Source organism: Clostridium beijerinckii (assembly GCF_018223745.1).
Lineage (GTDB): Bacteria > Bacillota > Clostridia > Clostridiales > Clostridiaceae > Clostridium > Clostridium beijerinckii.
The window spans coordinates 114,124-126,137 of record NZ_CP073653.1 but is presented as its reverse complement, the minus strand read 5'-3'; the positions used below and the strand labels follow the sequence as shown (position 1 = coordinate 126,137).

The window sequence follows — 12,014 nt, the reverse complement described above, 5'->3', positions numbered from 1 at the left end:
ATAATATTTTAATAACTTATTGCATGATAATCTTAGCTATCTAAATAAACTTTTGAAACTACTACTGTCATATCATCTTTAATTGTTCCATTACTTAATTTTTTCGCTCTTTCTAACACCTTTTCTGACAGTTCTCTAGGATCTGAATTAATTGTCTTTAAATATTCTTCAATCCAAGTTGATTCTCCCGAGTTTGATTTATCTATATCTAAAATACCATCGCTGACATTAATTAAAATATCACCAGGTCGTAGCACTTCTCTTATAACTTCCACGTCCACTTCATCTACAAGTCCAAAAGGTAAATTCTTAGAATTAATAGATATTACATCACGGCCTCTTTTTATAAAGCTAGGTGCTGCGCCTATCTTTACAAATATTGCATTACCATTATATAAGTCAATTCTATTTAAATCTAAAGTTGCATATTTTTCATCTTCCGAAAATCTCATTCCCATTATAGAATTAACTGTGTTGACCGTTATATCTTCATCGAACCCTGCTTCAATAAGCTTTTCTACCAAATCAACAGTTGCTTTGCTTTCTTCCTTAGCCTCTGGTCCAGACCCCATCCCATCACTTAGAATTGTCATATACGTTCCATTTCTTGTCCTTCCAAAACTATAACTATCACCTATTTGAGTTTCTCCACCTTTTGGTTCCATTGCACCATAAGACACCATATAATACTTTGGTTTTTCCTCTATCGTTATAATACATTCATTTGTCTGTGGATTTATTTTACAACCATCATCCCCAATACATAATTTCATTCTCATAGCACTGCTCAATAGAGAAACTATGTTTTTTCCATAATAATCAGCTCCTTCGCAATTATTTACACTTAATCTAATCTTAACCCTACCGCTTTTATCTATATAGCAAAAAATATCATTGTAATATATGGAGTTTTTATTCAGTATACGTTTCGTCAATCTTTCTAAATCAGTATCTATTCTAACCTCCTTTTTAAAATCATTAAGAAGATTATCTAAAGTACACGATATGTTAGTTATATGGGATGATAATATATTTCTTCCTTCTGCTAATCTTTCCTTTATTGATTCATTTACATTATAATTGGTTACAATCCCCTCTGCATTTTTTAAAAGTGTAAAATTTTTGATACATCTTTTTTGCAAATCCATAGGAATTGCTAATTTGCCCTCCTCCTTACTTTGAATTAACATTTGAAAAGAATTAAATGTTTGATGAAACTCTCTTTCCCAGCATAAAGGCCTATTTTCACAGCTTGAACAACTTCTATCTGCCAAGTTTTCTACTAATGCACTCCCTTTCGATTTAATCAATAAATTTTCATTATCATTGTTAGTTAATAAGCATCTTGATACATTTGTAAGTACACTTGTAAGCTCTTTTAATTTAAAAGTAAATTCCTCCTTTATTGCATTTAATTGAATTTCGCCTAAAGATGCTTTCTTTCTATATGGATTTATCTCAATTTCAATACTTGTAAATACAGGTTTTGGAACACACAAGAATAAAACAGAACTAGTAAGAACCTCAACTCCCAACTTCAATGTTACTGCATTAGAGTACAAAGCTAATGCAGTATAAATTATTATACCTGATAGTATTGAAAATATTTTCCCAGTATCTTTAAATATGCCAACAATTAAGCCTCCAACTCCAAAAAAGGCTACACTATACATCATGTCATTTGAAGCAACTCCAAGCATTATACCCATAGAAACTCCAATCATAGTTCCATATGTTGCACCGCCTACATACGCAATCGTCAAAACTAATGTAAGTGCGCATATATTTCTTATAGAGTAATTACTAATATTTATATTACCTATTCCTGCAACTAATAAACATAAAAATATTCCAATACTTACTATTTCCTCCGAAGAAAAGAAGTAATTGGTATTAACCTCTTCCAAAGAATTTAACGCATACTTTATAACATAATATATGGGCAATACAATTAATGTCTGTATTAAACATAAAGTTATATTTACGCCAAGTTCATATTTATTAACTAGTAAACCATAACAAAAAAAACTACTTAGAATTATTACAAAACCTACTAATTCCTTTTTTCTATTTTTAGCTGGTGCTATAAACACATAGTAAATTGTAACTAAAGCTACAGCTACTAAATATACATAACCGTCTGTCAGTAAACTACTTATTGTTAGATATCCTATAGCGATTCCTATCGCCACAGTTAAACTATTTCTCCTATTCTCTTTTGTAACTACAGCTATCAAATACGCAATTCCTATTGGCGCTATACCAAGACTATCTGATTGATTTAATAATAAATTTACTCTACCGAGCAAGATTCCTGAAATTAGAATAATCCCTAACTTCACTATAGATGTTTTCATCCATAACTTTTTTCTTAAGTTTTCTACTCTAGTTATTCCTTCATACTTATCCAACCCTAATCCATACTGCACATTAGCTCGCCTCATTTCCAAATAATGTAATTTGATTATAGCATCATAACCTTACGATAAATGTCATAAGGTGTTTATCGTATAAAGTTTTCGTAGGACAACTTCATCTATATTTCTCTAATATCTAATGATTTAATAGATTATTTTCTTTATTACATTTTGATCTAATATCATACTTAGTCAAGGTAAATCAAGATATCTGGCTAATTATTAAACTTAGAACGTTATAATTAATTTGTCGTTAATCTCATTTTATTAGAAATTTATATATAAAATATTTTTCATAAAATTATAAATCGTGAATACACTTTTTAATTACTCCTTAAAATAATATTTTTTACGATTATTCTCGGATTTTCTTGGCTTAAGTGACCAAAATTCGTATTCGGTAATCAATCTTATGACAAGTTAACTTACAGTACTCAAAATATTAAGTACTAAAAAAAGCCTAACATAAGTGTAGTCATCTACATTCATATTAAACTTCTATCTATAACTAATTTAAACACCATGTTAGAAAAGTAAACTTTAAATATCTCATTCTTAGCATTATAAATAGATGCTAAAGTTTTCTTCTCACTGGCTAGGAATTTATTCATAATATTATGCCTTTATCTTATACTTCATATAATAAATATTTTCCAAACAAAAAAAGACCTGAGCTACTGCTTAAGTCTTATGGTTGCGGAGGCAGGACTTGAACCTACGACCTTCGGGTTATGAGCCCGACGAGCTACCAACTGCTCCACCCCGCGATATTATTTTTTTCATATATGGTGCCGAAGACCGGAATCGAACCGGTACGGTGTTTAACTACCGCAGGATTTTAAGTCCTGTGCGTCTGCCAGTTCCGCCACTTCGGCATATTCATTGTATCCTACAAGTTCACGACATATAAGTTAAAGCTTTGATAACAAAGCTTACTAAACTTTATGGTTGCGGAGGCAGGACTTGAACCTACGACCTTCGGGTTATGAGCCCGACGAGCTACCAACTGCTCCACCCCGCGATATTATTTTTTTCATATATATGGTGCCGAAGACCGGAATCGAACCGGTACGGTGTTTAACTACCGCAGGATTTTAAGTCCTGTGCGTCTGCCAGTTCCGCCACTTCGGCACATATTGGTAGCGGAAATAGGACTTGAACCTACGACACCTCGGGTATGAACCGAGTGCTCTAGCCAGCTGAGCTATTCCGCCATATTTATGGTTGCGGGGGCAGGACTTGAACCTACGACCTTCGGGTTATGAGCCCGACGAGCTACCAACTGCTCCACCCCGCGATATTATTTTTTTCATATATATGGTGCCGAAGACCGGAATCGAACCGGTACGGTGTTTAACCACCGCAGGATTTTAAGTCCTGTGCGTCTGCCAGTTCCGCCACTTCGGCACATATTGGTAGCGGAAATAGGACTTGAACCTACGACACCTCGGGTATGAACCGAGTGCTCTAGCCAGCTGAGCTATTCCGCCATATCAATGGTTGCGGGGGCAGGACTTGAACCTACGACCTTCGGGTTATGAGCCCGACGAGCTACCAACTGCTCCACCCCGCGATATTATTTTTTTCATATACATGGTGCCGAAGACCGGAATCGAACCGGTACGGTGTTTAACCACCGCAGGATTTTAAGTCCTGTGCGTCTGCCAGTTCCGCCACTTCGGCATATCTTATAAACTAAGTGCCAACGACAAAGCTAATTATAATACATATTCTTTTTAGTGTCAACAATATTTTTTTATTAATCTTATATATTTAAAATTTTAATTGCAATAATCAGTAAATCACAAGTTTTAAGCACTATAAATATCCATTTATAATCTTAATAATGCAGAATAAACTGTAAACAAATATAAAAATTTCTCTACAAATCTATTCTACATTTGAAATTTATCAAGCAAATTTTATATTTATTTTCCTAATAAAGATTTTAAAAATTTTTAGTAGCCTTTTTTTCCACCTTTACTTTTAAATTCTTGATGTTTCTTTACATCTTGCATTCTTTCTTCACTATCTTTTAGAAACTTAGACATAATATCTTCGAAATTTCCTGAATTAGTAGTTTTCTTCTTATCAGGTGCCTTCCAATCAATCTCTGCTGGTTTAACCGATTTTCTTTGAACATTTGCTTGCTTTATTGAAAGACTGATTTTACCATTATCATCAATTGAGATAACTTTCACTTTCACTTTATCTTGCTCACTAAGATGTTCTCTAATATCTTTTACGTAAGAATCTGCCACTTCTGAAATATGAACTAATCCAGTTTTGCCTTCAACTTCAATAAAAGCTCCAAAGTTTGTGATGTTTATCACTGTGCCCTCTACTATGTTTCCTGCCATTAAGGTCATGTTTAAAAGACTCCTCCTTAAATTTAAAAATATATAAATTTATAAGAACAAATCTGCTGTGCAGATGCTCTTTAATTTAGAATACAAATTTAATTATTTAGCTACTATAATATTACCAGAGTTTTATAAGTTTTTCTATAAATTGAAATTTAATTTTGATTTGTTATCTCACCATTAACAACTTTTTCACCAGGCTTAATCATCCCAAGTCTTTCCCTTGCTAATTTTTCAAGATAATCCGATGAGCTTGAATTAATTTTATCAACTTCATCTTGAAGTCTTTCGTTTTTTTGCTTAATTTCATTTAACTGAACTTGTTTACTGTCAATTTCCTTTTGAATTCTATTCATTGTCATACTTTGCCTAATGTAACTAAAGACAAAGAAAATAATAAATCCAGTAATTATTGTCCGCTTTAATATTAACTTCGTTTTCATCTATAAGAACCTCTATTTTGCAAATTCTCTTAAGTCTATTGTAAACACTATATTAGTATTATTCAAGTAATTTTTTATCATTTCCTTTTATCAGTAATTTTATATGCAATTATTTTTAATGGATATAATAAATTTTTCAATAAAATTCTAATCAACTTATAAGATAATTTTGCAATTAGCATCTCGCTGTTATAAAAATACTTACTAATAAATTTAAAGTATAATATAATGGCCATAATTATGAAAATATATACATAGGGAGTTAAAAATGCATAATTAGTATATAATAAAAAGGTAAAAACAATCAAAGCAATAAGTACACAAAATAGCATATCTTCTATTATTGTTAATATCTTTATAGAGTTTAATCCTCTTATTCCTCTATATATATCAAACAATATTCCCGTTATAACACCTCCAATTAAGCTGCATATAACAAGATTAATCTGCATATTCAATCCTAAAGGCATACTATATTCCTACTTAAACAATCTGCTTATTATGCTTTCATTGCTTTTCTTAGATATCTTTCCGTTATATACCATAGATGCAATGCTTCCAGCAATTATAACATCACCATTTTGCACATCCAACTTGTTCATTTTTAACTCTTCTCCCTTGATAGTTAAATTTCCTAGATTAGTTGTTAAATCTATTTTTTGCTCATCAAAACTTATAACCTCTATAACACCACTTAAAGTTAATTTTTTTCTATTCTCTAGAGATAAACTTGATTTATTATCTTCTACTTTATTTTCCACTCTTTTCTCCATTAAAAATTCCTCCATTTATTTTTCTTATACAATATATGTTTGTATTTTGCATTTTAGAATTTAGAACCTTTAATAAGTTAAGTATAGTGGAATTTATTTCTTAAAAGCTGTTAAGTGGAATTATTTATGATAATTTCACTTAACATAAATCTTTTTTGTTCAATCCCCATATATAGATAAAGAGTAGATAAACTATATAGTTTCTACTCTTTATCTTCTTCACCCTCAAGGATAATATACATTTCTTTTGCTTCTTCTTTTCTCACATGTTCTACTACACTAGCAATTTCCGCTTTTAATACTTTATTAGCAAACGTTATTTCAATTATATCCCCTTCTTTTATTTTTGTAGAAGGCTTTGCTACTTTCCCGTTTATTAATATACGGCCACTCTCACATATTTCTTTCGCTACAGTTCTTCTTTTTATAATACGCGATACCTTTAAATATTTATCTAGCCTCACAATTTCTCCTCCATTCAAAAGAACCCGAGAAAACTCGGGTTCATATTTACTCTGTCTAACTTGTATTTTATTACTTGTTAACTTTATCTTTGAATTCCTTACCTGCTTTAAATACTGGAACTGTTGTTGCAGGAATGTTTATAACTTCTTTAGTTCTAGGATTTCTTCCTTCTCTAGCTGCTCTTTCTCTAGTTTCAAAAGTTCCAAATCCAACTAATTGAACCTTTTCTCCTTTTTCTAGTGCTTCCTCAACACTTTCAATTAAAGCTTTTAATGCTAATTCTGCATCTTTTTTTGTTAATTTACTTTTTTCCGCCATACTAGTAATTAATTCTGCTTTATTCACAATAACATCCTCCTTAAAATCCAGTTACATATTTTCTAACTGTTTTCTTTATGTACTAAATTGCACTTCTTTATTATATAACCTCTTCAGCTACCCGTCTATAGAAAAACGCTTTCTTTTCCTATATATAACTAAATAATCCAATAAATCGTTACAAAGTAGTTCTTTATAAAATTATTATTCTTCATAAACTAGAAAATTCCTTTATTTAAATTACCTATTAACCTAAGTTTTTTGAAATTTCCCATAGTTCATTCATTTCATCTAAAGTCATACTTGTTAATTCAATATTCTTATCCTTAGCTGCTCTTTCAATATACTGAAATCTTTTTATAAACTTGTCTATAGTATAATTTAATGCTATTTCTTCGTCTACTTTCAGAAACCTTGCAATATTTACACATGAAAATATTAAATCTCCGACTTCTTCTTCTATTTTCTCCACATTTTCTGTATTATATACATCAATTACTTCTTTTAACTCTTCTTTTACCTTACTTACAGCAAAATCTATATTTTCAAAGTCAAATCCAACCTTACTTGCCTTTTCTTGAATCTTATGTGCTCTTAAAAGTGCAGGTAGTCCCTTTGTTATTCCTTTCAGTTCATCTACAACACTATTATATCCCTTTTCTTTCTTCTTTAACTCATCCCACTTTATTAATACATCTTCTGATGAATTCAATCCATCAGCATCTTTAAATACATGAGGATGCCTACTTATCATTTTATTACAAATTCCTTCTATCACATCTCCTATATCGAAATATCCGTCTTCTTTTCCAATAGATGCATGAAAAACAACTTGTAGAAGTACATCTCCTAATTCTTCGATTAACGAATTATCATCATCTTGATCTATTGCGTCTATTACCTCATAGCTTTCTTCTATTAAAGCCTTCTTAAGAGACTTATGGGTTTGTTCTCTATCCCACGGACATCCATCTTCACCTCTCAAAACTTCTATTATGTCTAAAAAGTCATTAAAGTCTTTTTTGTTTTTTAAATCCTTTGGTATATAAATAGATGTTAAATAATCTATGTCCTCCTGCATATCCAGTTCAAATAACGGTATCTTTCTTATGCTTTCCTGACCGTCTATTCCGGCTGCTCTTACATAATAAATCTCTGTTTCATCATTATAGCATTCTAGCAATCTTAATTTAACTTCTGATGCTATCAATTGATTGTATACCTGCGTAACAATTGTTCCTATTCTTTTGTCTAAAATTTGGTTACTTATGTCAAAAGAGTCTATAACCTTTAACCCCTCTATAGGATCAATCTTAAGGCTTTCAATCATTGCATCGATAAAACTTACTGCTGGTATAACTTTATATTCTATTCCATTTTTTTTACATAGTTCTATTAAGTTAAATACTGATTTTTCTGCAACCAATGGATGACCTGGAACTGCATAAATTAAATCAGTCATATTTTTATGCTTATTAATTATGTCTTTTGCGATATTTAAGTATACTTCATCAAAATTATCTATACTATCATAAATATTATCATAAGTATCAAATACGATATTTTTTTCCTTCAGGTAATCTACTGTTGGATGCTTTTCCGTTCTTAGAAATATATGTTTGCTTGCTTCGAGTTCATTTATTGTTCCTATTGTCAATGCATCCTTACTTCCTGGTCCTAATCCCACTATCTTAATCATTAGAATTTCTCTCCTTTTTACTTTCTTTTAAATCTATCTCTTATTTCTTCAACATTAAATACCTTGAATACAATTATCATTATAATATATACTATCATACCCAAAAATATAGATGTCAAGCAAGATATTCCATTACTAATTGTATTCTTATATAAAATATTATAACTTATTAATACAATTAACATCATAATACTGGATGCATAGCAAGGTTTTATTAATATTTCGTATAAGTTAAGTCTTACTCTTAGTGTAAATTTCATCATCATTATATTTAAAATACTTACTGTTAAATAAGCTCCAAAGCTCGCCAAAACAGCACCATATATGTTAAACATTTGCATAGGAACTAATACCCATGTTAATACAATTTTAATCAAACATCCAATCAGGAGGTTAATAACAGGTTTTATATAATGCCCTGTTCCTTGTAGTATTGCTGTTGTTGTTTGAGTAATTATTATAAAAGGAATTGTTAATGATAAATATTTTAATATCTCTATTCCTTCAAACCTACCTGGAAATATAAACTTCATTACTGGTTCAGCTAAAAAGAATAACCCAAAAGTGCACGGAATAGCAATTACTGATGCCATTTTCATAGATGCATCTATTTTGCCTTTTAGCTCTTTCTGCTTCTTAAGTATGAAATTCTCAGCTATGATAGGAATTAGAGATGTACAAATAGCCATAGAAAGAGTTAATGGAATATTTACGATTACAGACGCTTTACCTGTTAATTGCGCATATAATACAGTTGATTGTACATTTGTGAAGCCCGCATCTAATAGTTTTTGTGGTACTAAAATGGAATCTATTAAATTCATAATACTTGATACTGTAGTACCTAATGATATTGGTATTGCAATCTTTAATATAGTATTTAATATTTCTGGATTGCTTTTTATTTTTTTAATGGCATAACGTTTCTTTACTCTTTTATAATTCGAGTATAAATAAGCTCCTCCAAGAACAGCTCCCGCAGTTGCTCCAAATGCTGCACCACCTGCTGAGTACTCTATGCCTCTAGGTAGTAAAAATACAGCAAGTCCAACACCGAATATGACTCTACCAATCTGCTCTATTATCTGTGATATAGCTGACGGAGTCATATTTTGCAGCCCTTGAAAGAATCCTCTAAATATAGTTACAAATGATATTACAATTGGTGCAAATGATATTCCGATTAATGAATAATACGCTTTTGTATCCCACTTCAAAAATAATACTATTGGTTTTGCAAAAAAGAATAACGCTAAAGTTGTGCCTGTCCCTATTATTGTCATTAAAATAGCAGATTCTTTCATTACTTCAAAGCTTCCATATATATCATTTGTTGCATTCTTTTCTGATATCATCTTAGAAATTGCAACTGGAACTCCAGAAGCCATAGCTATAAAAAACATATACAGCGGGTATGACATTTGATAATATCCAATTCCCTCATCTCCAATTAACATTATTAGTGGCCATCTAAAAAATAGACCTAAAAATCTTGTTAATATTCCTGCAACTCCAAGAATTATGCTCCCTCTTATTAGGGATTGTTTTTTCATAAAACACCTCCAAACTTACATGTTACTAATTAATTATTATTGTAAGTTTGGAGGTATTATTCCTTTTATTTTCATAATGTGGTTATTTATAAGTATTATTGCTCCATTTGTTTGCCTAAGAATGCTGCAGCTGTCTCAACTAGCTTTGTTTCAACTTCGCCAAGCTCTCCATCTTCTTTTGAAAGAATAATTACAGCTCCTATTTCATCACCTTCAGCTATGATTGGTGATATAACTTGACTAGTGTACTCTGTTTCATCGTCATCATTATGTAATGGTATTACTGCGTTATCAGCTTTATTTAATAATACAGTTTTTCTTCCGTCCATTATCTTTTCTAGCTCACTGCTTACTTTTCTTTCTATGTAGTCTTTTTTTGGTGCTCCACTTACTGAAACAAATGCATCTTTATCAGCTATTAGTACTACATGACCTATAACTTGTTGCAAGCTTTCACAATATTCCTTTGAAAAGTTAGTAAGTTCTTCAATTGGTGAATATTTTTTTAAAATTACTCCACCATCTCTATCGGTAAAAATTTCTAAAGGATCTCCTTCTCTTATTCTTAAAGTTCTCCTTATTTCCTTTGGTATTACTACTCTTCCTAAATCATCAATTCTTCTAACAATTCCTGTTGCCTTCATTGGTTATATAACCTCCTTTGAACTCTATTAATTGGTTGCACTATTATTATTTGAATTTCTAGAAATTTTATACACTTATAGACAAATTTTATATTAATTATTTTTTTGTTAATATAAATGCTGTTATTTCAATGTAATACATATAGTAGAAACAAAAATAGGACTACTTTGAATAATCAGAGATATTTCAAAGTAGTCCTAACTTTCATTATTAAATAGCTAAATTATTAATAGATACCTAATTATATTTTAGTATTATAATTTATCTTCATAAGTTTTTACTTTTAGGTCTGTTTTCCATTCTGTAATCTTAGCACTTAAAGCATCTTGTTGCTTTTGTTGTAATAATGATGATTTTATTTGATCTTTAACTTGTTCAAAAGGAGTTACTTGTGAGTCTTTTAATCCAGTAGCCTTAATTATATGATATCCGAACTGACTCTTTACTGGCGCTGAAATTTCCCCTTCTTTCAAATTCTTAAACCCATCCATAAATTCAGTAACTAATTGTGTTGAGTTGTATGCTACAAATCCTAAACTACCACCATTATCTTTGGTTGCTGCATCTGTTGAGTTCTCCTTAGCTAATTTCGCAAAATCAGCTCCGGAATCTAATTTTGATTTTATAGCATTAGCTTTTGTTAATGATGCATCATAATCTATTGATCCATCACTAGCCTTTTCAGCTATTAAAATATGCGATGCATTAGCTCCAGCTCCTTGTGTATATTTTGAATCCTTATTTTCATTATAATATGTTTGAACATCGTCATCAGTAACTTCTATATCTTTCACTATATCTTGTTGAACAGCCTGCATTATAACATTATTTTTTACAACATCTTTTAGCTGATCTTCAGTCAATCCATTTTGCTCTAGAACACTTTCAAATTGTCCTTCTTCTGAATATTGGGATTTAATTTGAGCTATTTGATCATCAACTTGCTTATTTATATCATCATCAGATGGCTTAAGATTTAACTCAGTAGCCTTTTGTAATACTACTTTTTGAGTTACTAAGCTATCTAATTCCTGTTTTTTTGCTTGTTGCAACTGATCTTTAACTTGAGCATTACTTTCATAATTATCTCCATACTGCTGTTTTAGTTGTGCAGTATACTTTTCCATTTCTTTATCTAAATCACCTTTTGTTATTTTTTCATTTCCAACTGTTGCAAGAACTGTTTTCTGTATCGCTTCTGGTGTTTTCTCAATCATTTTGCAACCCATAGCTGATACCGCAATTGTCACCATAGCTAAAGCTGCAACAAATTTTTTTAATTTTTTCAAAGTTTTCCCCTCGCTTATTCTAGATTTAAACCCACTAAAAAATAACTTT

At 30.7% G+C, this 12,014-nt stretch carries 11 protein-coding genes and 10 tRNA genes; all 21 read right to left on the bottom strand.

Translation table 11 applies throughout. The features are described from left to right. Positions 1 to 32: 32 nt before the first annotated feature. A complete protein-coding gene (gene spoIIE, locus KEC93_RS00595; protein WP_077723627.1) occupies positions 33 to 2,444 on the bottom strand; it encodes a stage II sporulation protein E in 2,412 nt (803 codons plus the stop codon). A gap of 664 nt (positions 2,445 to 3,108) precedes the next feature. Continuing rightward, positions 3,109 to 3,184, bottom strand: a tRNA-Met gene (locus KEC93_RS00590). A gap of 19 nt (positions 3,185 to 3,203) precedes the next feature. Beyond that, a tRNA-Leu gene (locus KEC93_RS00585) sits at positions 3,204 to 3,292 on the bottom strand. A gap of 70 nt (positions 3,293 to 3,362) precedes the next feature. Continuing rightward, positions 3,363 to 3,438 (bottom strand) — tRNA-Met (locus KEC93_RS00580). A gap of 21 nt (positions 3,439 to 3,459) precedes the next feature. After that, positions 3,460 to 3,548: transfer RNA gene (locus KEC93_RS00575), tRNA-Leu, on the bottom strand. Between the two features lie 6 nt (positions 3,549 to 3,554). Then, positions 3,555 to 3,631, bottom strand: a tRNA-Met gene (locus KEC93_RS00570). 7 nt (positions 3,632 to 3,638) lie between these two features. Beyond that, positions 3,639 to 3,714 (bottom strand) — tRNA-Met (locus KEC93_RS00565). Positions 3,715 to 3,735: 21 nt separating this feature from the next. Next, positions 3,736 to 3,824, bottom strand: a tRNA-Leu gene (locus KEC93_RS00560). A 6-nt stretch (positions 3,825 to 3,830) separates the two neighbouring features. Further along, positions 3,831 to 3,907: transfer RNA gene (locus KEC93_RS00555), tRNA-Met, on the bottom strand. Positions 3,908 to 3,914: 7 nt separating this feature from the next. Further along, positions 3,915 to 3,990, bottom strand: a tRNA-Met gene (locus tag KEC93_RS00550). 21 nt (positions 3,991 to 4,011) lie between these two features. After that, positions 4,012 to 4,100 (bottom strand) — tRNA-Leu (locus tag KEC93_RS00545). Positions 4,101 to 4,375: 275 nt separating this feature from the next. Further along, positions 4,376 to 4,786, bottom strand: coding sequence for a S1 domain-containing RNA-binding protein (locus KEC93_RS00540; RefSeq protein ID WP_017209499.1), 411 nt, complete (start codon positions 4,784 to 4,786; stop codon positions 4,376 to 4,378). Between the two features lie 149 nt (positions 4,787 to 4,935). Next, positions 4,936 to 5,223, bottom strand: a complete 288-nt coding sequence (locus KEC93_RS00535; RefSeq protein ID WP_023976792.1) for an FtsB family cell division protein — start codon at positions 5,221 to 5,223, stop codon at positions 4,936 to 4,938. Between the two features lie 77 nt (positions 5,224 to 5,300). Then, positions 5,301 to 5,693, bottom strand: coding sequence for a spore cortex biosynthesis protein YabQ (yabQ, locus tag KEC93_RS00530; RefSeq protein ID WP_011967458.1), 393 nt, complete (start codon positions 5,691 to 5,693; stop codon positions 5,301 to 5,303). A gap of 9 nt (positions 5,694 to 5,702) precedes the next feature. Beyond that, positions 5,703 to 5,996, bottom strand: a complete 294-nt coding sequence (gene yabP / locus KEC93_RS00525; RefSeq protein ID WP_011967457.1) for a sporulation protein YabP — start codon at positions 5,994 to 5,996, stop codon at positions 5,703 to 5,705. A 203-nt stretch (positions 5,997 to 6,199) separates the two neighbouring features. After that, positions 6,200 to 6,460: an RNA-binding S4 domain-containing protein gene (locus KEC93_RS00520; protein WP_011967456.1), complete on the bottom strand. Its 261-nt coding sequence runs from the start codon at positions 6,458 to 6,460 to the stop codon at positions 6,200 to 6,202. 70 nt (positions 6,461 to 6,530) lie between these two features. Further along, the gene (locus tag KEC93_RS00515) at positions 6,531 to 6,806 is read right to left on the bottom strand and encodes a non-specific DNA-binding protein Hbs (protein ID WP_008422747.1); all 276 of its coding nucleotides are present in this window, start codon (positions 6,804 to 6,806) and stop codon (positions 6,531 to 6,533) included. Between the two features lie 220 nt (positions 6,807 to 7,026). Next, complete coding sequence (gene yabN, locus KEC93_RS00510; protein ID WP_077830336.1) at positions 7,027 to 8,478, bottom strand: bifunctional methyltransferase/pyrophosphohydrolase YabN; 1,452 nt, start codon at positions 8,476 to 8,478, stop codon at positions 7,027 to 7,029. A gap of 17 nt (positions 8,479 to 8,495) precedes the next feature. Further along, the gene (locus tag KEC93_RS00505) at positions 8,496 to 10,031 is read right to left on the bottom strand and encodes a putative polysaccharide biosynthesis protein (RefSeq protein ID WP_077830337.1); all 1,536 of its coding nucleotides are present in this window, start codon (positions 10,029 to 10,031) and stop codon (positions 8,496 to 8,498) included. Between the two features lie 95 nt (positions 10,032 to 10,126). Then, positions 10,127 to 10,675 (bottom strand): stage V sporulation protein T, encoded by a 549-nt coding sequence (gene spoVT, locus KEC93_RS00500; RefSeq protein WP_011967453.1) that lies wholly within the window; start codon positions 10,673 to 10,675, stop codon positions 10,127 to 10,129. A 255-nt stretch (positions 10,676 to 10,930) separates the two neighbouring features. Further along, positions 10,931 to 11,965 (bottom strand): peptidylprolyl isomerase, encoded by a 1,035-nt coding sequence (locus tag KEC93_RS00495; protein ID WP_023976795.1) that lies wholly within the window; start codon positions 11,963 to 11,965, stop codon positions 10,931 to 10,933. Positions 11,966 to 12,014 lie beyond the last annotated feature (49 nt).

Excerpts from the sequence above, each read along its gene's own strand:
- spoIIE (WP_077723627.1), bottom strand. The coding sequence starts at position 2,444 with ATGAGGCGAGCTAATGTGCAGTATGGATTAGGGTTGGATAAGTATGAA.
- KEC93_RS00540 (WP_017209499.1), bottom strand. The coding sequence starts at position 4,786 with ATGACCTTAATGGCAGGAAACATAGTAGAGGGCACAGTGATAAACATC.
- KEC93_RS00535 (WP_023976792.1), bottom strand. The coding sequence starts at position 5,223 with ATGAAAACGAAGTTAATATTAAAGCGGACAATAATTACTGGATTTATT.
- yabQ (WP_011967458.1), bottom strand. The coding sequence starts at position 5,693 with ATGCCTTTAGGATTGAATATGCAGATTAATCTTGTTATATGCAGCTTA.
- yabP (WP_011967457.1), bottom strand. The coding sequence starts at position 5,996 with ATGGAGAAAAGAGTGGAAAATAAAGTAGAAGATAATAAATCAAGTTTA.
- yabN (WP_077830336.1), bottom strand. The coding sequence starts at position 8,478 with ATGATTAAGATAGTGGGATTAGGACCAGGAAGTAAGGATGCATTGACA.
- KEC93_RS00505 (WP_077830337.1), bottom strand. The coding sequence starts at position 10,031 with ATGAAAAAACAATCCCTAATAAGAGGGAGCATAATTCTTGGAGTTGCA.
- spoVT (WP_011967453.1), bottom strand. The coding sequence starts at position 10,675 with ATGAAGGCAACAGGAATTGTTAGAAGAATTGATGATTTAGGAAGAGTA.